This window comes from Cytobacillus sp. NJ13 (genome assembly GCA_030348385.1).
GTDB lineage: Bacteria > Bacillota > Bacilli > Bacillales > Cytobacillaceae > Cytobacillus.
In genome coordinates this window covers 2,461,015-2,480,814 of sequence record JAUCFP010000006.1, presented here as the reverse complement: position 1 = coordinate 2,480,814, position 19,800 = coordinate 2,461,015, and the positions used below count along the sequence as shown (strand labels likewise).

24 protein-coding genes, 1 pseudogene and 1 riboswitch are annotated in these 19,800 nt (G+C 41.0%); of the genes and pseudogenes, 18 read left to right on the top strand and 7 right to left on the bottom strand.

Going from position 1 to position 19,800, the window contains the following annotated elements; all coding sequences use genetic code 11:
• Positions 1–31 precede the first annotated feature (31 nt).
• Complete coding sequence (gene motA, locus QUF73_12160; protein ID MDM5226960.1) at positions 32–826, top strand: flagellar motor stator protein MotA; 795 nt, start codon at positions 32–34, stop codon at positions 824–826.
• Complete coding sequence (gene motB / locus QUF73_12155; protein MDM5226959.1) at positions 819–1,616, top strand: flagellar motor protein MotB; 798 nt, start codon at positions 819–821, stop codon at positions 1,614–1,616. Before motA ends, motB begins: the two co-directional genes overlap by 8 nt.
• Before the next feature lie 305 nt (positions 1,617–1,921).
• Here the strand turns inward: motB and QUF73_12150 are convergent, their stop codons facing one another.
• Both QUF73_12150 and QUF73_12145 read right to left on the bottom strand, forming a co-directional pair.
• Positions 1,922–3,118, bottom strand: a complete 1,197-nt coding sequence (locus QUF73_12150) for an MFS transporter (protein ID MDM5226958.1) — start codon at positions 3,116–3,118, stop codon at positions 1,922–1,924.
• Positions 3,119–3,172: 54 nt separating this feature from the next.
• On the bottom strand, positions 3,173–3,601 hold the full coding sequence (locus QUF73_12145; GenBank protein ID MDM5226957.1) for a MarR family transcriptional regulator: 429 nt from the start codon (positions 3,599–3,601) through the stop codon (positions 3,173–3,175).
• Between the two features lie 159 nt (positions 3,602–3,760).
• Here QUF73_12145 and QUF73_12140 point away from each other — a divergent pair, with 159 nt between their 5' ends.
• From QUF73_12140 to QUF73_12130, 3 genes and pseudogenes are all read left to right on the top strand, one after another.
• The gene (locus QUF73_12140; GenBank protein ID MDM5226956.1) at positions 3,761–5,146 is read left to right on the top strand and encodes a sodium:alanine symporter family protein; all 1,386 of its coding nucleotides are present in this window, start codon (positions 3,761–3,763) and stop codon (positions 5,144–5,146) included.
• 131 nt (positions 5,147–5,277) lie between these two features.
• Positions 5,278–6,375, top strand: a complete 1,098-nt coding sequence (locus QUF73_12135) for a winged helix-turn-helix transcriptional regulator (protein MDM5226955.1) — start codon at positions 5,278–5,280, stop codon at positions 6,373–6,375.
• Between the two features lie 126 nt (positions 6,376–6,501).
• Positions 6,502–6,742, top strand: a pseudogene (locus QUF73_12130) (pseudouridine-5'-phosphate glycosidase).
• A gap of 217 nt (positions 6,743–6,959) precedes the next feature.
• Here the strand turns inward: QUF73_12130 and QUF73_12125 are convergent.
• Positions 6,960–7,571 (bottom strand): class D sortase, encoded by a 612-nt coding sequence (locus QUF73_12125; protein ID MDM5226954.1) that lies wholly within the window; start codon positions 7,569–7,571, stop codon positions 6,960–6,962.
• Complete coding sequence (locus tag QUF73_12120; GenBank protein ID MDM5226953.1) at positions 7,572–7,913, bottom strand: helix-turn-helix domain-containing protein; 342 nt, start codon at positions 7,911–7,913, stop codon at positions 7,572–7,574. It lies immediately after the preceding gene.
• 273 nt (positions 7,914–8,186) lie between these two features.
• Here QUF73_12120 and tapA point away from each other — a divergent pair, with 273 nt between their 5' ends.
• The 7 genes from tapA to QUF73_12085 all read left to right on the top strand — a co-directional run bounded on the left by tapA (position 8,187) and on the right by QUF73_12085 (position 12,267).
• A complete protein-coding gene (tapA, locus tag QUF73_12115) occupies positions 8,187–9,062 on the top strand; it encodes an amyloid fiber anchoring/assembly protein TapA (GenBank protein MDM5226952.1) in 876 nt (291 codons plus the stop codon).
• A gap of 1 nt (position 9,063) precedes the next feature.
• Complete coding sequence (locus QUF73_12110; GenBank protein ID MDM5226951.1) at positions 9,064–9,642, top strand: signal peptidase I; 579 nt, start codon at positions 9,064–9,066, stop codon at positions 9,640–9,642.
• An 86-nt stretch (positions 9,643–9,728) separates the two neighbouring features.
• Positions 9,729–10,322, top strand: a complete 594-nt coding sequence (locus QUF73_12105) for a CalY family protein (GenBank protein MDM5226950.1) — start codon at positions 9,729–9,731, stop codon at positions 10,320–10,322.
• Positions 10,323–10,393: 71 nt separating this feature from the next.
• The gene (locus QUF73_12100) at positions 10,394–11,107 is read left to right on the top strand and encodes an LPXTG cell wall anchor domain-containing protein (protein ID MDM5226949.1); all 714 of its coding nucleotides are present in this window, start codon (positions 10,394–10,396) and stop codon (positions 11,105–11,107) included.
• A gap of 111 nt (positions 11,108–11,218) precedes the next feature.
• Positions 11,219–11,407 carry a DUF5658 family protein gene (locus QUF73_12095; protein ID MDM5226948.1) on the top strand — a complete coding sequence of 63 codons (189 nt, stop codon included), beginning with the start codon at positions 11,219–11,221 and terminating at the stop codon, positions 11,405–11,407.
• 158 nt (positions 11,408–11,565) lie between these two features.
• On the top strand, positions 11,566–11,832 hold the full coding sequence (locus QUF73_12090) for a hypothetical protein (GenBank protein ID MDM5226947.1): 267 nt from the start codon (positions 11,566–11,568) through the stop codon (positions 11,830–11,832).
• Positions 11,833–11,999: 167 nt separating this feature from the next.
• A riboswitch (cyclic di-GMP riboswitch) is annotated at positions 12,000–12,089 on the top strand.
• A gap of 31 nt (positions 12,090–12,120) precedes the next feature.
• The gene (locus QUF73_12085; protein MDM5226946.1) at positions 12,121–12,267 is read left to right on the top strand and encodes an anti-repressor SinI family protein; all 147 of its coding nucleotides are present in this window, start codon (positions 12,121–12,123) and stop codon (positions 12,265–12,267) included.
• Between the two features lie 99 nt (positions 12,268–12,366).
• Here the strand turns inward: QUF73_12085 and QUF73_12080 are convergent, their stop codons facing one another.
• Positions 12,367–12,690, bottom strand: coding sequence for a helix-turn-helix domain-containing protein (locus tag QUF73_12080; protein ID MDM5226945.1), 324 nt, complete (start codon positions 12,688–12,690; stop codon positions 12,367–12,369).
• A 180-nt stretch (positions 12,691–12,870) separates the two neighbouring features.
• Positions 12,871–13,929: a tRNA 2-selenouridine(34) synthase MnmH gene (gene mnmH, locus QUF73_12075; GenBank protein MDM5226944.1), complete on the bottom strand. Its 1,059-nt coding sequence runs from the start codon at positions 13,927–13,929 to the stop codon at positions 12,871–12,873.
• Between the two features lie 225 nt (positions 13,930–14,154).
• Between mnmH and QUF73_12070 the strand changes: the two genes are divergently transcribed.
• The 4 genes from QUF73_12070 (at position 14,155) to QUF73_12055 (ending at position 17,833) form a co-directional block, all read left to right on the top strand.
• Positions 14,155–15,456 (top strand): NAD(P)/FAD-dependent oxidoreductase, encoded by a 1,302-nt coding sequence (locus tag QUF73_12070; protein ID MDM5226943.1) that lies wholly within the window; start codon positions 14,155–14,157, stop codon positions 15,454–15,456.
• Positions 15,453–16,442 (top strand): class I SAM-dependent methyltransferase, encoded by a 990-nt coding sequence (locus tag QUF73_12065; GenBank protein MDM5226942.1) that lies wholly within the window; start codon positions 15,453–15,455, stop codon positions 16,440–16,442. The genes QUF73_12070 and QUF73_12065 overlap by 4 nt, the downstream gene beginning before the upstream one ends.
• Positions 16,443–16,502: 60 nt before the next feature.
• Positions 16,503–17,231, top strand: coding sequence for a trehalose operon repressor (gene treR / locus QUF73_12060; protein ID MDM5226941.1), 729 nt, complete (start codon positions 16,503–16,505; stop codon positions 17,229–17,231).
• Between the two features lie 83 nt (positions 17,232–17,314).
• The gene (locus QUF73_12055) at positions 17,315–17,833 is read left to right on the top strand and encodes a type 1 glutamine amidotransferase domain-containing protein (GenBank protein ID MDM5226940.1); all 519 of its coding nucleotides are present in this window, start codon (positions 17,315–17,317) and stop codon (positions 17,831–17,833) included.
• A gap of 80 nt (positions 17,834–17,913) precedes the next feature.
• Here QUF73_12055 and QUF73_12050 read toward each other — a convergent pair whose 3' ends face one another.
• Positions 17,914–18,144, bottom strand: coding sequence for a DUF1128 domain-containing protein (locus QUF73_12050; GenBank protein ID MDM5226939.1), 231 nt, complete (start codon positions 18,142–18,144; stop codon positions 17,914–17,916).
• Between the two features lie 248 nt (positions 18,145–18,392).
• Between QUF73_12050 and QUF73_12045 the strand changes: the two genes are divergently transcribed.
• Entirely contained in the window at positions 18,393–18,773 is a 381-nt protein-coding gene (locus QUF73_12045; GenBank protein ID MDM5226938.1) for a YtxH domain-containing protein, read from the top strand.
• A 19-nt stretch (positions 18,774–18,792) separates the two neighbouring features.
• Positions 18,793–19,617 (top strand): YihY/virulence factor BrkB family protein, encoded by an 825-nt coding sequence (locus tag QUF73_12040; protein MDM5226937.1) that lies wholly within the window; start codon positions 18,793–18,795, stop codon positions 19,615–19,617.
• Positions 19,618–19,800: the final 183 nt, after the last annotated feature.

Genomic DNA, 19,800 nt, shown 5'->3' with positions numbered 1-19,800 from the left:
AATTTCAGACTACATAGAAGGTGTGGCTTGCATGGATAAAACAACGATTATAGGAGTAATATTAGGGATCATAGCAGTTGGTGTAGGGATGGTTTTTAAAGGGGTTTCCCCGTCTGTTCTGATTAACCCGGCCGCTATTCTGATCATTATCCTGGGAACTGCAGCAGCAGTGGCAATTGCATTTCCAACAAATGAAATCAAACGGGTGCCCAAGCTTTTTGGGATTTTATTTAAAGAAGAAAAGCTGATGAACCCGGCTGAGATGATTAAGATGTTTTCGGATTGGGCCCAGCTGGCAAGAAAAGAAGGATTGCTTGCACTTGAAGTCAAAACGAACGAAATCGAAAATACTTTTTTAAAGAACGGCTTATCTCTGGCTGTTGATGGGCAAAGTGCCGATTATATACGTGATGTATTAAGCGAAGAAATCGAAGCGATGGAAGAAAGACATCAGGCCGGAGCGCAAATTTTCAGCCAGGCAGGTACCTATGCCCCATCCCTTGGGGTGCTGGGAGCAGTAATTGGATTAATTGCAGCACTTGGAAATATGGAGGACACCACCAGCCTCGGTCATGCCATAAGTGCGGCATTCGTAGCAACCTTGCTGGGGATTTTCACGGGTTATGTGTTTTGGCATCCGTTTGCTAATAAGCTAAAGAGAAAATCCAAGCAGGAAGCAAAAATTAAAAGTATGATGATCGAAGGAATTCTTTCTATATTGGAAGGCGAGGCTCCTCGGGTAATAGAACAAAAGCTTGCTTCCTACCTTCCTGCAGGAGAACGCCGAAAATTCCTTGAAGAAAGCAGCGTGACGAAGGATGAGTAGGCGGAAAAAGAAGCAGCACCATGAGGATCATGTAGATGAATCCTGGCTTTTGCCGTATGCTGATTTATTAACTCTGCTTCTGGCCCTATTCATTGTCCTATTCGCAATGAGTTCCGTAGATGCCCAGAAATTTCAAAAGCTATCAAAGGCATTTAACGATGTCTTTTCAGGCGGAACCGGGGTATTGGAATTCCCAAGCCCAATGCCTGAAGGCCAAATGCAATCCACTGATGCTGTGTCCGAAAAGCCAAGCAAGGATCTGGAGGAAATGGCAGCTCTGGATGAATTGGAAAAAGAAAAGCTGAAGCAGGCTGCCGATCAGGAAGAACTGGCAGAGCTGCAGCAAAGAGTCAATGCATTTATCGAAAATCAAAATCTGGCAGATAAACTGGAAACCTCTTTAACCACCGAAGGACTGCTTGTGTCAATCCGGGATAATGTCCTGTTCGGCTCAGGCAGTGCAGAAGTCCGTGAGCAGGATTTAAAAATGGCAAGTGAAATTGCAGAGCTTCTCATCATGGACCCGCCAAGAAACATCATCATCAGCGGCCATACAGACAATGTCCCGATCCGCAACTCAAACTTCGAATCAAACTGGGAGCTCAGTGTGATGCGCGCTGTCAACTTTATGAAAATAATCCTGAAGAATGACCAGCTGGACCCTAAATGGTTCAGTGCCAAAGGCTTTGGAGAATTTCAGCCGGTTGCCGGAAATGATACCAAGGAAGGCAGAGCGAAGAACAGACGGGTAGAGATTTTAATATTGCCAAGAACGGGGAATCAGCCTTAGAGGCTGGTTTCTTTTTGCATTGAAAATAAAAAAGCGCTGTAATCCAGCCGCTTTGAAGTTAAAAATCATTATTCATTTGCTTTCTGTTCCGTGCCATCCGGTTTGCACATGCGGTCGACCATGACACCAAATAAAAATACACAGGCAATTGGAATAGAAAAATTCAATACATGAACAATGGTCATTAGCGAACCTCCCAAAAGGTATTAATTACATTATATGCCAATGTTCACAAAAATACAAATAATATTCTGAAAATATACATAATTTTAGATTGACAAAAAGAAAGAGCCGCTAATGGGCTCTTATAATGGAAGATCTGCTTCTGAATGAATGGTTTTTGGTTCTGTCTTTTTTCCGTGAAGAAGGTAGTAGACGAGCAAGCCAAACAATGCTACTCCACCAAGCATAAAATAAAGCGATGAGAAGCCTGTCTTAACAGCAAGTATGCCGAGAACATAGGATCCTAATCCAATCCCGGTATCAAAGAGTGTGAAAAAGGTCGAGGTTGCAAGCCCGCGTTTAGCGGGATCCGCCTGCTTGATTGCAACGGTTTGAAGGCTCGGAACAATAGTGCCATACCCCAATCCGATTATCGCACCTGACAGCAGAAACACAAAGGTGCTGTTTGCCTGACTGAGTAAAAACAACCCAGCAGCAAAAAGAATAATGGCCGGATAGATTACTTTATTTTCTCCGTACGCATCAAACCAGCGGCCTGTAAATGGGCGGGACATAATAATGAATGCGGCATATACCACAAAAAAGAAGCTTGCAGCTTCAAGCAAATCAAGCTCTTTCGCATAAACAGAAATAAAGGAAAGAATTCCTGAGTAAGCAAAAGCAAGGATGCCTGCAGAAATTGCCACAGGAACTGCATTTTTTTCAAATAAGCTTGAAAGTGTAAATTTTGGATGCTTCACAGTGCTCTCTGCTTTTTGCGGTATTTTTACAAAAACACCCAGCACTATAGCAATAAAAGATAAAACTGTACATAAAGCAAAAATCCATGAAAAGCTTGCGTATTGAACGATCGTCAAACCGGCAAACGGGCCAATGACCATGGCCAGATTCATGAACATCGCATAATAGCCAAGTCCTTCGCCTCTGCGTTCATTCGGCACAATATCAGCAACGATAGCCCCAGTTGCAGTAGTGGCCATGCCAAATCCAACTCCGTGCAGGAATCTCAGTGCTAAAAGAGCAGGCGTAGAGTCAGCCCAGAAATAAAGCAGGGAAGATACGGCAAACACAATCAAGGAAGCAATTAGGATCTTTCGGCGTCCAACCTCGTCAATCCATTTCCCTGTAAAAGGCCGGCTGATTACTGCAGCAATCAGAAAGACCGAAATAATTAGGCCTACCTGTGTTTCGTCCCCTTTTAAATCATCCAAAATATAAAGGGGAAGCGTAGTCAGCAAAACATAAAACCCCATAAATAAGAAAAAACTAGTAATAGAAATACTCAAAAAATCCTTCGTCCATAATGGCTGTTTCTTCATGTTGTCCTCCTAACAATGAAGTACCAGGTACCTATACCAATTTGGTGAAATGGTCTAGGTGCCTGGTACCATATTTTCTCTCATTTTTGCCATAAGCCTGATCATCGTGCCGATTTCTTCTTCCGTAATGTTCTGAAGGACATTACTTTCACTTGATCGCACGGCGGCAAGCCAATTGTCGTATTCCTGGATGGCTGCATCAGTCAGTGAAATCAATTTTTCACGTTTGTCCTTGCCTGCCGTTCTGATGATCCAGCCCGATTTCTCAAGACGGGCCAATGTCCTGGTCATGGTCGGAGCCTCAACTCCCAGATAAGAAGAAATCTCTTTTTGAGTGCTCGGGCCACCAATTTTTAGACGGTAAATAATCGTCCATTGAGCAGCATATAAACCAAGGGGCACCAAACTTTCATTAAGTACTTTGGAAAAATGGCGTGTAAATTGGTTGATGGAATGAAAAAATTCACTTTGATTTGGGTGCATCGTATTCACCTGCTTAAAATAGTTACCTAGCTAACTATACATGAAATTTATGAATATGTCTACCTCACATATTCTTTTGGTAACTAAGTGTTTAACTGGTAAATAAAAGGGAATGGAGTCATAAGAGCAACTGTGCATAACATTAAGGGGGAAATTTTTTTGGATACGTTATTAGAAGTCGTTGGAGATATTTCAGGATGGCTGTGGGGATATCCCATAATCCTATTATTAGCTGGAACGGGTCTGTACTTGACCTTTTTGCTTGGTTTCTTCCAGTTCCGTTATCCGGTATATATTTTTAAGCAAACATTTGGAAGTGTATTTAAAAAGCCAAAGGGAAAAGGAACCGTTACACCATTACAGGCCCTCACATCAGCGCTGGCTTCCACCATTGGTGCCGCGAATATTGTAGGTGTACCGGCAGCCATCATGTTTGGCGGTCCGGGTGCGGTATTTTGGATGTGGGTCATTGCGTTCATTGGAATGGCCATTAAGTTCTCGGAAAGTGTATTGGCCATTAAGTACAGAGAAAAAAATGAAGATGGAGAATATGTGGGCGGCCCTATGTATTACATGACGAAAGGGCTTAACATGAAGTGGCTTGGTGTGATCTTTGCGTTCGCGCTGATGATTGAACTGATTCCAAGCATCATGGTACAGGGAAATGCAGTAGCAGCTGCAGTTAGCGAGACATTTAAGATTGATGGCCTTTACACAGGAATCGCTGCAGCAGTACTTGTTTCATTAGTTGTTTTTGGCGGGATTCAGAGAATCGGCAAGGTGACTGAAATCTTTGTTCCGTTTATGGCTCTCATTTATGTAGGTGCTGCGTTAGTAGTGTTATTTATGAATCTTGGGAAACTTCCTGAAGTGTTGGAATTAATCTTCACTTATGCGTTTCAGCCAATGTCTGCGATTGGCGGATTTGCTGGGGCGGCAATTGGCGAAATCATTCGATGGGGATTTGCACGAGGATTATATTCCAATGAGGCAGGACTCGGGACTGCACCGATTGCCCATGCAGCTGCCACCACTGATCACCCGGTCCGACAAGGCTTTTGGGCGATTATCGGTATTGTTGTTGATACGCTGATTGTTTGTACTGCAACTGCATTTGTTGTGCTTTCTTCTGGTGTGTGGACAAGGGAAGGGGCAATGGAAGATCCTTCGGCCCTGACAGCAGCGGCATTTACGGAATACTTTGGATCATTTGGAGGTATTCTTGTTGCTGTATCCCTAGTATTCTTTGTCATTTCAACGATCATTGTCGTAGTCTTTTATGGATCCAAAATGGCAGAGTTCCTATTTGGCTCTTTTGCCGGAAAAGCCATAAAAGTCGTTTATATTGCAGCCATTGTTCTTGGCTCAGTGGGAGCAGCGAAAACAATCTGGCAGTTCCTTGATCTGGCTCTTGCCATGATTTTAATACCGAACATCGTGGCTGTTCTTCTTCTAAGCAAAGAGGTTAAACAGCTGAAAAACGAGTTTTTCACTTCGGAAAAGTATTATTTAAAGGATATTAAAAAAGATGATAATGCTGCGTAAAGTTTGGTCTTCCGCTTATGGCGGGAGCCTTTTTTATTAACTTGGCAATTTTTTGAAAAATAACACTTGTATTACAAACAGACATAAGTTTAAAATAAGACAAAAGTTTAATAAGGCAGGGCTGGTCAATTATGAATGATAAAGAAATATTAATTTTGCAGATGATTAAAGAGGATCCTTTTATGGCCCAAAACGAGCTGGCTGAAAAAACAGGACTTTCCAGGTCCGCTGTAGCCGGCTATATCTCTTCACTGACCAAGCAGGGGAAAATTCTTGGCAGAGCTTATGTCCTGCCGCAAAAGAAAGAAGTGTTTTGTGTTGGAGGGGCCAATGTGGACAGAAAAATCCAGACAACAGGGCAGATTCAATACGGAACATCGAACCCTGCAGGAAGCTCCCAGTCCTGCGGCGGAGTGGCCCGCAACATTGCTGAAAACCTTGGCAGGCTGGGCTGTGATGTGGGTTTGATGACAGTAGTGGGCGATGATCCGGAGGGCGAATGGCTTCTTGAATATACGAAAGCCTTTGCTGATGTCACTCCTTCACAGTCGCTGGCAGGGTCCACCACCGGTACTTATACAGCAGTGCTTGACCTTGAAGGAGAAATGGCAGTAGCACTCGCTGATATGTCCATTTATGAAAACGTTAACAGCGAATTTATCGAGAAAAAGTGGGGTTACCTGGCGTCATCTGAAATGGTGATTTTGGATACAAACTTCTCGCCAAAGGTTTTAGAACAGATTATTACAAGGTGTTATGAAGAGAGCATTCCGCTTTGCATTACTCCTGTTTCAGCACCAAAAATAAAAAATCTGCCGGAAGATTTGAAGGGTGTTACCTGGATGATTGCCAACAAAAATGAGGCAGAAGCACTAACGGGGATAGAGATCAGCAATGAAGGAGACTTCTTTAAGGCGGCACAGGAAATTATGAAAAAAGGTGTTGAAAAAGTCGTCATCAGCCGGGGAGATAAAGGGCTGATCTACTTCACAAACAACGGTGAAGCAGGCGTGCAGCTTCCTCCGAAGGTGAAAATTGCTGATGTGACAGGTGCAGGCGATTCGCTTGTATCGGGAATTATTTTTGCCCATTTAAAGGGCCTGGGTACAGAGGATGCCTGCAAAATCGGGATGTCCTGCTCCATGCTGGCTCTGCAGTCCCTTGAAACCGTTAATCCGAACCTAAACAACACACGCTTGCAGGAAACATTCAAACAATATTTCGACTAAGGAGAAGTGACATCATGTTAGAAAAATGGCTTGAGTACTCAGAAGAAGTGTTAGAGGCAAAGAAAGCAAATAGTTGCAGCCCTTGAGTCCACAATCATTTAACATGGAATGCCGTACCCGCAAAATGTTCAGACAGCAAAAGAGGTAGAAGAAATCATCCGCAAAAACTGGGAACCGGGCCTAAAAGGCGGAGTTAACTGCACTTATTTAAGCAAAAGAAAACAGCATCGCCGGCAAAAAAGTAACGCCATTCCTTCTTGGAAAAGTGAAGGAATTAACAGAAGGAAGAAGCTTGACAGCGAACATTGCTTTGTTGAAGCATAATGCCGAAGTAGGTTCTAGAATTGCTGTTAGTTTGAATAAGTAAAGGAAAAGCCAGACTTTGAGAGTCTGGCTTTTTATACTGATAGAATGATAGCTGTAATGAGAATGCCTAAATAAAGCACTAATCTTAAGAAGTTAATCATCTGGATACGTCCCTTCTGGAAACCCATATAGTGAAGGATATGTACAGGTTCTTTTATGGGGGAAGGGGGTTTGTCTAGAAGAAAGTAAAAAGGGCGCTTTCCTGGGGAAAGAGCCTCTTAATTTTGTATTCTTTTTGCATTCAGGATATAACGGGATGGTGCATTGCCCACATAGGAGAAGGGATAACAGGTGGAAACAGTAAGGATTTCGTGAGGTGCGGTAGAACGGATTACGGTGGTATCATCTGCATCCACAATCTTTGAATCTGTAATTTCGTATGTAAACTCACCATATGGCATGCTGACTAGAAAAATATCACCGATTTCAAGTTCGCCAAGACTGCGAAATACTGTATCTCGATGCCCTGATAATAAAATCTGGTCGGGCTGCCCAGGAAATACAGTTGTGGAGTAATGGCCAACCCCTTTTTCGAGTTCATCCTCATCTGTTCCTTCTATAATGGGAAGTTCAGCTTTCAAGCGGGGGATCTTTAAAATGCCAATGGCTTCACCCTGCTCGAAGGAAACATCTGCAGGCTGTTCTGTTTGGAGAACACTATTGCTTTCTTTATTCATTTCGTTTTGAATTCTTTCTTGTGCGTGGGCTAAGGAATCCTTTGTTTTCTTCTCCTGAGCGTACATTTCCTGCAGTGAGAAAAGAACCAATCCGCCTCCGATTAGAATAATGAAGGAGGCAGCTATAAGCAGCAAACGGCCTCTAACCTTCAACTAAACGTTCCCTCCATTCATCTTCTTAAATTTAATAAACTCCAGATAGTAGGTGAAATCCTCTTTTGTGATTCCCTGCCTGATTGCTTCTTTGACAAGTGAAACCCACTCCTCATCCAACTTAGACAAATCGGTAATTTCTAATTTATTCTCTTCCAGCAGATCTTCAAGATTAGCATCCAGTGTCCTGGCAATTCGTGATAAAACCTGCAATGAAGGGTTTTCCTGTATGCCTCTCTCTATGTAGCTCAAATACGATTTGGATACCTCGGCTTTTTCAGAAAGCTCATTAATTGAGTATCCTTTTTTGATTCTTAAGCTTTTAATCCGGCCACCTATCATAGGCATAATACTCCCTTATCATAAATTATAAAGATGTTTTCATTATAACGAACAAATCGTTCAATAAAAAATACAAAATAGTGAGAATTATCGAGATATTATTAGAAAAAGAACGAAAAACATTCTTTAAAACGAAAAAACGGCTGAATTTGGAATTTTTCAAAATAATACGGATGGACTATACTCAACTTATCGGTTCGATAAAAAGAACGAAAATAATAAATTCAAAGAACATCAACTCACTAGGAGGGGGTTCTTATACGATACAAACGGATTAGGAAATTTGGGAAGAAGAATAAAATCCTTTTGCTTGCATTTAAGTTTGTGGCTGCCTGGTATCTGCTTATTGGGATGTCGGCAACTCTGACTGGGCAAACGAATGCATATTTTAGTGATAGGGACACAGTAACTGGAACCATTCAAGCCGGTACTTGGGAGACAGAAGAGCCTGGGTGTTCCAAAGATGAGAAGCATGGTGAATGGGATTGCAGCTCTCTAAAATTCATTGGACAAAAATATGATGGACAGAAGATATATGCAACCATCCAAAATACTGGTTCCGATATGAAGTCAGCAGGAAGATATGAAATTTACTACAGCGAGAAAGGTAATGCCAAAAAAGGTGAGTCTATTACAGGAGTAATAGCTTTTGACCCTATTAAAGAGGGGCAAAAAGTAGAATTGTCCTTTATTCCTCAGCAAAGTGGATCCTATATGTTTAAAGCTTATCAGCACAAAGATCATCCTGGAAATGGAGAACTCTGGAGTGAAGAAATAATAGTTACTTTAGAATCAGGTGGAACTTCCAAAGTGGAAGAAGAGAAAACGGAACAAAAGGCAGATGAAACAGAAGAGACTGCCAAGGAACAAGAAAACAATAAGACAGAGCAAACTGGCAAAGAAGCAGCTGAACCAACAAAAGATAAACCTCAAGAGAATCCAGAGCAAAAAACAGCAGAAGAACCAAAAGAAGAGCCAAAAGAAGAACCAAAAGAAGAACCAAAAGAAGAGCAGAAAGCAGAACAGCCTGTAGTTGAAGAAAAGTCAGAAGAGAAACCAAAAGAAGAATCAAAGCCGGAAGATACCAAGGTTAAGGCTTCAGAAGCTCCGGTTAATTCTGAAGAAAGCACAAATGAGGCAGGTGAATAGCTTGAAAAAAGCATTGAAAATTATAAGCAACATTATAACAGCGGTTCTATTCATTAATTTAATTTTAATGGCCTTCCTAGTGGTCTCCTCCAAAGCATCAGGAGGAGAGCCGAAGGCCTTTGGATATCAGCTGAAGACAGTGTTATCAGGCTCTATGGAGCCTACCTTCCAAACTGGGTCTGTTATTGCAGTAAAGCCGCTTAGCTCGGAAGAAAGCAAGTCTCTCAAGAAAGATGATGTCATTACATTCCAGGCAAGTGAAGAAAAATTAATTACTCACCGAATAATCGGAGTCACTAATAGCGGAGATCATGTCATGTATGAAACAAAGGGAGATAACAATAAGACTGCAGACATGGAACCTGTGCTATCTGACAATGTAAGAGCTGTTTACACTGGTTTCACCATTCCTTTTGTAGGATATTTTATAGATTTTGCTCAATCGAAAGAAGGAAGTGCCATTTTGCTTATTGGCCCGGGACTATTACTCCTAGGATATGCTGTATTTAGCATCTTCCAAGCCATTAGAGAAATTGATCCTAAGAACAATAAAACAGACTCAGAAGAAAAAACTGCTTAAATTGGTTGCACTCCTTGTAGAAATGCAAGGGTCAATATATAAAAATTATACATACCCAAAAAGGGGTAAGAGGAGGAAGCTTTATTATGAATCTTAAGAAAAAGTTAGGTATGGGAATTGCATCTGCAGCACTTGGTATTTCATTAGTTGGTGGGGGAACATTTGCTTACTTTAGTGACAGTGCAGAAGCTACTGCTAAATTTGCAGCTGGAACATTGGATTTAAGTGTAAATCCAACAACCATTATTGATGTAAATAATATTAAACCAGGAGATACTATGCTCCGTTCATTCCAACTAGTTAATGGTGGTACCTTGGATATAGCTACAATTGATTTGATGACCGATTATAAAGTTAATGATGCAAATGGAAATAATGGGGATGATCTTGGGAAACATATTCGTGTTAATTTCTTAATTAATGCTGATAAATTAGACGCGCCAATTTGGTCAACTACACTTTATGATCTGAAAAATTCAAGCCCTGATGTTATTGCTGGGAACTTCTGGAGTGGTTGGTTTGCAGAAAATGGAGGAAACTTAGCAGCAGGTACTTCTGATACTCTTTATGTACAATATGAGTTTGTAGAAAACAATGCTGATCAAAACGAATTCCAAGGCGATTCTTTAGAACTGAAATGGACATTTGATGGTAAGCAAGGCGCTGGTGTTGCAAGATAATAGGATTTCAAAACAAAGGGTGGGAATTAAATTCCCGCCTTTTGTTAAATATATCGTTGTGAGGGAATGCCATGAAAGTTAAAAGTTTACTGGCAAAACCTATAAAAATATTTATTATTTATAGCTTTATTTTCTTAATTGTTTTTGGAAACGAAACTGCAATAGCAGTGGAGAAGGAAATTGATATTAATACGAACTTAGAAAACTCAAATAGATACCTATTTAAAGTAGAGAATTTAAAACCAGGGGACTGGATGCCCCGAAATATAACGATAAAAAATGATGGCAATCAAGATTTTAAATATACTTCTAACATTGGAAAATCGAAGTCTGTCAAAGGACTTTTTGAGGAATTAGAGCTTGAGGTTAAGAAAGATACAAAGCTGCTTTACGAAGGGAAACTTAAAGACTTTAAAGGCTTCTCTCCCAGAGAATTAGCGAAAGGTACAGAAGAAACTTTATTTTTCCAAGTAACAATGCCTGAGCATTTGGGAAATGAGTTTCAAAACTCCGCTGCAGAGGTTGAAATCATTTTTCTTGCCGAAGCAACAGGTGATCCTGGAACCGACAACGAGACTCCCGGATCAGGAGATAATAATAATTCTGGAGGGGGAACTAATAATTCACCACCATCCACAGATGCCACGGTAATTCCAGAGAAGGTTAATAAGCTCCCAAATACCGCAACTAATAATTATAATTTATTACTTATCGGTGCACTATTTTTAGGTGCCGGAAGCGTAATTTTATTATGGCGTTATAGAAGGCTGCGGAGTGAACATTAGATTAAGGCCTAAGGAACTGATTCTTTAAGGCCTTAATTTTTATTCGCGTTTAGAACTTTTCTAAGCAGTTAATGAATATAATCAAAAAGCTGCTCATTAAGCGGTGAACCTATGAATAAAATTCTGCAGTATCTTGCCTTCATTAATCTTCTGGATGGTCTCTTGACGTTCTTTGGAATTAGACTTTCGCTGATTGAAGAAGTGAATCCAATAATGGATTTTCTATATGCTATAGAACCCCTATTATTTCTTTTTGTTAAAGCTGTTTTTTCAGGCTTTTCAATCCTGCTGTCAACTTAGATTAATTTTCCGCCGGAAACTAAAGTATAGGTATTGGTAAAAGGTGCAGCTTATCTTTATTCATTAACATTAGTACTTTATGTTTTATGGATTTTTGAAGCTCTAACTTAATAACCGATAGAGTAAAATACTATTCTTATCAAATGAGGAGGCTGTAAATGTACCGAAAGAACTGCCATAAATGCCACAAACCTTCATATAGCAGCAGTGAATCGGATAGCTGGCTATGCCCGATCTGCCACACTGATTTAACGAATGAAGTCTTTCTGGATGCTATGACCCTTGAACCAGTCCACACGACCTTTAAGAAATGCAAAACTCCGCACACCTATTCAATAAAACAAATCAGCAAAAACTACAGAAAAAGAATCGGACTTTCCTACTACTCAAAAAAGAGTTCGACCATTAACAACAACTTCCTTTAAAAGGTGAGGGTACAGGTAATCTAAAACAACTACAGCATATAGGACTTTGTCGAAAAACAAATTAATTTAATATTAAAATAATAAACGAAAAATACAAAATCTGACAACGTTAGCAATACGCCCATAGTAGAATACATCTATGGAAAATATTTCTTTGAGCCGATAGGCGCAGAAAAAGGCAAACTCATTGAAAGATGAGGACGCAAAGTCACGGGTCTAAGGTATTGAGAAAATACTACGATGGCTGGGTTGCCTGGAATACGATACGTATCCTGGGGGGAAGATATTTTGACGGAGCAAAATGTAAAGGTCAAAGGAATTGATTTGGAGTGGCTGCAGTTAATTATGGAAGCAAAGAACTTAGGCCTGCAAAAGGAAGAAATTAGAGAGTTTTTACATAATAACAGAGCCAAAGAGGTTCTGATCGAAGCTTAATATCCGGTATTTGTAAGTATTTCTGTTAGAGGCATCTCTATATGGAAATGCTTTTTATTTTGCCAAAAAAATAAGCCTGTACATTCAGGCTCATTGCATCTATGATTTTTGTCCGCTTCTCCACTTATTAAAATCCAAAAACTCCCGAAATTGTTCCTTCGAAACCCCAGACTCCATCGCTTCCTTCACAATTTTCATCCATTCTGAATCTAGATCTTCCATGTTGATCTGCTCATGGATTAGATGTTCCACGGGAACATTCAGAACACCCGCGATTTTTTCAAGGAATTGAATCGATGGGTTGGTTTGCAGGTTGCGTTCAAGTGAGCTTAAATATGATTTTGCTACACCGGCCTGGTCTGCAAGCTCAGATAAGGACATTTTCTTTTCCTGGCGAAGTTTTTTTACACGATCACCGATCATCGTATACCACACACCTTATTTTGTATGTAATAGGATTATATCATATACATAGTTCCATATTAAGAACGATTTGTTCAATATTATTATCATCATACCACAGTGTCAACCGATTTAAATAGTTAGTTATCTATGTTTTATAAAAATATATCTTTTGTCGCTCGCAAAAAGTAATGCTCCGCGTCAGAGGACGGGAGCATTTTGATTTTCAATAATGTGAATAATTTGTTGTGCAGCTGCTTCCACATCATCCGCATTCACATGGTGGAATTGGCCTTCATAGTCATGCTGTTTAAAGGCATAGCGCGGATCGTAATAGTGTTCTAATAAAAGTTTGATAAATAGCTCGTAGTTTCCTGCTTCAGCTGATTCATCAAGCTGCTCACGGATTTCAGTATCTTTCAGACGTTTTTTAATAAACACAACACTTTCATCAACTTTGGGCTTGAACCATTCTTCTTTATGATAAGGTTCAACATAGTCACGGAGGATGCGCTGCACACGGGACTCAATGCTTGAAAACATATCAATATGAATTCCGGTTTTTTTGGTATCAAGCAGCTCGTCCGGCTGAACAACCTTGCCTATTCGTTTGCTTTCGGCTTCCATAATAACATAAGGGGAACCTTTAACCTCAGAAAGGGCTTGATACAATAGTGCATCAAACGTTTTCTGTGTGCTGCCGTTTCCCATGCCAAAGGAGCCGAAGATCGATCCGCGGTGTCCTGCCATTTCTTCAAGGTCAATAACAGGATATCCTTTTTCGCTTAACACTTTCAGCACATCCGTTTTCCCGACGCCGGTCATTCCGTGCAGAACAACTGCTTTTTCAGGAATCAAGTCTGCTGTGTTTTCAAGTATATATTGACGGTACGCTCTATAGCCCCCAATTAAACGGGGGATCGAAACACCGGCATATGTGATAAAAGTAGTAACCGCTTTACTGCGCATGCCGCCGCGCCAGCAGTAAATGACAGGCTGTAAGCCATCATCTTTCAGGTCTCTGATTTTCTGCATCATGGACGGAATTTTAGGTGAAACGATTTCCATCGCTCTCCACTTAGCCGCATCAGAACCTTCTTTTTTATATAGGGTTCCGATTTCCACACGTTCTTCATTAGTGAAAAGCGGCACATTGACAGCACCGGGAATGCTGCACTCCTCAAATTCAATTGGAGACCTGACATCGACCGGAACTGCGTTGTCCATTTGGATATATTGTTCGACTGCTATTTCTCTCATCTTAATGCCTCCAAAAATATTGCTATATATCGCCCTATAAGGGACGTTAATTGATTTTACACTCTCTATTATACAGGATTTTGAAAATATAGGTTTCTCCCACAATCATACTCCTATTTTCAAAAGTTTGTTCTTATAATTTTTTCCAGACATTGTAATATCAGCTTATCCATTGGTTTTGCTTTTTAAAAAGGAGGTTAAATAAAAGACAAAGGTGGTGGAAACATGTCCTTGAATACAGAGGTTGCAATTGCAGGCGGAGGGATTGGCGGTTTGACGCTGGGATTGAAGCTGGCTCAAGCCAATATTGATGTTCTCGTTCTGGAAAAGCTGGATGCCCCATCTTCCGTTTATAAGGGAGAACTCCTGCAGCCAAAGAGTTTGAAAATTTTTAAGCGGCTGGACGCTTTGGATGTGATCCGCGAGAATGGCTTTTCATTTTCCCGAATTGCGTTTGAGGAAGGGGAGAAAGAGTTTGCCATGGATTATAGCATCCTGCCGGGAGATTATGATTACTCCCTCATGATCGAGCATGAAAAGCTGAAAGGAATCCTTCTGAAACGGGCGCTTCAATATCCAAACTTTCATTATTTGTCAGGGACCTTGGCAAAAGGCTATGACAATGGCGAATTAATGGTTGAGCGGAAGGATGTAAAGGAGCAGCTGACAGTGAGGGCTGACTTTTTTATAGGTGCCGAGGGAAGGAATTCCATAACAAGAAAAGTAATGAACAGCAAGATTAGAAAGATTGAGTATAATCATCAATTTTTAACTGTCACGTTCCCCCGGCCTCAATCATTGGAAGAAGGGAAGATCATTTCTAAGGATGAACGGTTCCTTGGATTATTTCCGCTGCCGGACGCGAAAGTACGGTCTGTCTATTTAATTCCGGAGGGCACTTATAAGGAACATCTCCAAAAAGGAATTCACTATTTCCATAAAAACTATTTAGAGCTTTTTCCGGAATTGGAGGGGTATGTGACCAGGCTGAAGAATTGGGAGGATATTCAGCTGATGATTCCGACAGCCTATTATGCTGATAAATATGTGGATGGAAGACTCGCTATTTTGGGGGATGCGGCCCATACGGTCCACCCGATGGCAGGTGAAGGAATGAATATGGCGATTCAGGATGCGGATGTGCTTGGTGAATTGCTTGCAGAGATGTATGCGAGCGGAAGAATTTCGCCGGACAAGCTTAAATGGTATGAAAAAGTCCGGAAGCCCCGGGCTGAAAATATGATCAGCCTCAGCCATTTATCCGCCATAGCCTATTCCTATTCCAACCGGGTTATTACTGGAATACGCCGTAAGGGCCTGAAGCAGATTGAAAGGGATAAAACCCTGCAATATAAGCAAATGCTGAATGTTTCAGGCCTCGGATATTGGTCAGAGAGCCTATGGGATCGATTAATTCAGGCAGGAATGCTGCCGGCAAGAAGAACAGAATTATCAGCTGCAGCTAAAAGCCATTATTTTTATACAGATAAAGATGACTATCCGTGGAAGAAGGTTGAACAGCCATGATAAATGAATATGTGAGATTACTAAAAGCACGAAATTGGATGAAAAAGAACCAGCCGTTTTTGTACAGCTGGCATGCGTATGTAGGCTTCGAGCTTGATCTTTTTTCCCAGTTCCGCAGCTGGAGAACAGTAAAAGAGGTAGCAGCAAGCAAAAATCTTCAGGAGGAGCTGCTTTTAAGGTGGGTGGAGGTGGGGCTTTCGATCCGCCATTTGAAAAAGAAAGGAAAGGATAAAATTAAGACAGCATCTAAATTCAGTCTTCCGTCCACACCCAAAAACCCCCGATCCACAGGAATCATCCTGAAGGAAATGATGGAATTGCATATCCCGACTTTACTCTCTTATCCAGAACTGCTCCGTTCCAATAAGAAAAACACTTTTGACCATGAAGAGCATGGATCAACCGTAGCGAGAACCTCGTCACTGCTTGAACAGCTTGCACTTCCGCGCCTGATGAAAACCATTAAGAAAAACAAAATGGAAAGGATCATCGACATAGGCTGCGGGGAAGGCGGCTATTTAAGCAGAATCAGCCAAAAGTTCCCGCAAGCAAAACTGGCAGGCATTGAAATTAATGAAGAGGTAGCAGATTCTGCCCGGACCAATTGCAAAGATATTCCCAACATTAAAATTGTCACCACGGATGTTCATGAATACTCACCTGAGCATCAGGCTGATTTAATTATGGTCAATAACTTACTGCACTACATCCAGCCGGAGGATCGCAAGCAGCTGCTATCCCGCTTGAAAAGCTGGCTTAGCCGGAAAGGATCCATTACCATTATCACGCCCATTCTTCATTCGAAAAAGGGCGAGGAGTTTTCAAGTGTTTTTAACAGCTTCTTTTCTGCATTTGAAAACCTATACCCAACACCGACTGAGGAGCATATCCATCTAATCGCTAAAGAGCTGAAGCTGAAAGTAAAAACCTTCAAGCCGGTCGTAACCGAAGGCGGATGGTATTTTATCCAGCTGTCCAACAGGTAAATGAAAGCTACTCAGATAAATGGTAGAATGGGGAAAACAAGACTGAAATGGTGATTGAAAATGAGAAATAATAAATACTTAGTGATTTATGAAGAGATTGCCCAGCAAATACAAGAAGGCAAGTATCCAGCCCGATCCATTCTGCCATCTGAGAATGAATTAACAGAGATGTATTCCACTTCAAGGGAAACCATCCGCAAAGCTTTGAATTTGCTTGCACAAAACGGTTTTATCCAAAAGATCCGCGGAAAAGGCTCGATGGTCCTTGATTTAAAAAAGCTGCAGTTCCCCATATCGGGTCTGGTCAGCTTTAAAGAGCTGGCCGGGAAAATGGGTCAGCGTGCTGAAACGATTGTGGACGAATTTTCACTTATCCAGCCTGACGCAGAAAAGATGAAGCATCTCCATATTGATAAAAGTGAAAAGATATGGAAAGTGTATCGTGTCCGGAAAATTGAAGATGAGCGGATTATTCTGGACAAGGATTTTTTAATTGAGAAATTTGTTCCGGGCTTAACCAGAGAAATATGCCAGAGCTCTATTTTTGCCTACATTGAGGACGAACTCGGAAAAAAAATCAGCTTTGCCAAAAAGGAATTTACTGTGGAAGAACCAACTGCTGAAGACCGAAAGCTCCTTGATATGGAAGGATTCCATGCTATTGTTGTGGTGAAAAACTATATCTACTTTGACGATGCCACCCTTTTTCAATACACGGAATCAAGGCACAGACCCGACAAATTCAGGTTTGTTGATTTTGCCAGAAGAATGGACAGTCAGGTATTTTAAAGGTGAATATGCCTTTTTACGTTTAAGATTGTCCATTCAGGGAAATCTCCTTATGTGAAGATTTTTCAAAGGAGATGTTATAAATGAGTAAAAAAATCGCATGCTTAATTACCGAGATGTTCGAAGATAGTGAATACACGGAACCTGCTCAAGCATTCAAAGAAGCAGGACATGAAGTTGTGACAATTGAAAAGGAACAAGGCAAATCCGTTAAAGGAAAACAAGGTGAAGCCACTGTTCAAATAGATCAAAGCATTGATAACGTGAATCCGCAGGACTTTGATGCACTATTCCTGCCAGGCGGCTTCTCACCGGACCAGCTTCGTGCCGATGACCGATTTGTTCAATTTACAAAATCCTTCATGGACGAAAAGAAACCAGTATTCGCTATCTGCCACGGACCACAGCTATTGCTGACAGCTAAAACACTGGAAGGCCGCGACGCAACGGGCTACAAATCCATCCAAGTGGACATGGAATACGCAGGCGCCAAATTCCAGGACTCAGAAGTCGTTGTCTGCCAAAACCAGTTAGTCACAAGCCGCCAGCCAGAAGATATACCGGCATTTACACGTGAATCGCTTAAATTGTTGGGAGAATAAATGGACAGCCCTCTGCCTGACTTGGCAGGGGGTTTTTATGATCTAACAAAAAAGCAGCCATCAATAGGCTGCTCCAATAATTATTTATTCTTCCTCAAATTCCCCAGCTCTTCAACAAGCGCCTGCATTTCATTCGGACTAAAAGAATTCTTCTTCATAACAAGATCATAAATATCCTTCAATTCCTCATACATTTCCTCATCAAAGTGGGAAGGCTTAATAGCACCTAGGTTTAATACCTTCAGCTTCTCTTTAATACCCTCAATCATAAACTCCACATTCTCAACCGATTTCTCCGATAAATTGTTCATTCCCGACATCCTCTCATCTTATGTATTCACGAGTCTTCGTATTCTTTTCATCTTTCCACGATATCAACAAATTGTCAACATGAATTAGACTTGCATGTACCATAGAATTTAGTAGAAAATAAAGGAGATGTTTGTACAAATTACAAAAGATAAGACAAGAAAAGGACTAGTCAGGTTTCGTCAATCGGAAAATAGGGAAAAATTGAATCAAATTTTCATATAATAATTTTGTTAAAGGAGAATAAAATATGGGGAAATCATTGTTTTGGAAAGGTGTACTATATGGAGCACTTGCAGGCGGTGCGCTAAGCCTTCTTGACAAATCCACAAGGGAAACCGTTTTTAATAATTGCCGGAAAACGTCCAGCAATGTCGGCTATTACATAAAACACCCAAGTGAAGCAGTGAATCAGGTGAAAGATGTTTCCAATAAGGTCAAAACAGCTATTGACCAGGTTAGTGAAGACGTCGCTTTTATTACTGGGACCGTTGAAGAAATAAGAGAAATGGCACCGGAAGTAACACAGATTGTCCAGAATACAAAGCAGGCATTTTCAGATATTAAGCAGAAGGGATCAAGTGAACTGCCGGAAAAATCTTCTGACGATTCAGTTCAGATTCCGCATTAAAAACAAGTGAGGTGTTGGAATGGGACGAACTTTTTCGGCTCTGATTCCAAACTTATGGAAGAGAGTAGAAGAAGATGATGTGTTTGGACTTGCTGCCCAATTGGCGTATTTCTTTCTTCTCTCTCTTTTTCCGCTGCTGATTTTCCTGGTCACACTCGTTCCTTATTTGCCGATCACACAGCAGGATATCTTAAATGTTGTCCGTGATTTTGCACCAGGAGAGACCATGAAGCTTATTGAAACCAATATCTATGAAATTACGCAAAGAAATGGAAAGCTGCTTTCCTTTGGGATCATCGCAACGCTCTGGTCAGCTTCAAATGGAATCAACGCTGTGGTGAAGGCTTTTAATAAGGCGTATGACGTAAAGGAAACCCGTCATTTTATTATTGCACGCGGGATGGCGATATTAATGACATTTGCGATGATTTTTGTGTTTGTGCTGGCGTTGCTGCTTCCTGTTTTCGGAAGACAGATTGGTTTGTTTATATCTTCGGAATTTGGTTTGTCAGGCCAATTTTTGGCGATATGGAATATGGTCCGCTGGTTAGTGAGTCCATTCATCCTTTTTGTGGTGTTTACAGGGTTATACTGGATTGCCCCCAATAAAAAGTTAACATGTATAAGCGCTGTGCCTGGTGCCATTTTTGCAACAGTTGGCTGGGTGCTGTCATCCCTTGCCTTTTCATACTATGTCAGCAGCTTCGGCAATTTTTCCGCGACATATGGGAGCATTGGGGCCATTATCGTGCTTATGATCTGGTTTTACATATCGGGCATCATCATCATTATTGGCGGGGAAATCAATGCCATCAATTCTAAGATCAATAAAGAGGATTGCTGATGAAAAAGTTTCCTTCTTAAAAAGGCTCTCTCCGTAACACAATAGTAATGGGGGAAAATGAATCTTTAGGAGGGAATCGATATGACAAAACACACGAAAAAAGACGGCGGCACAAAGCAAAAAGGCAAAAATAAACCTAAACAAAAAACATCCGGATCTGCTAACGGGCAGAACGGCTACCAT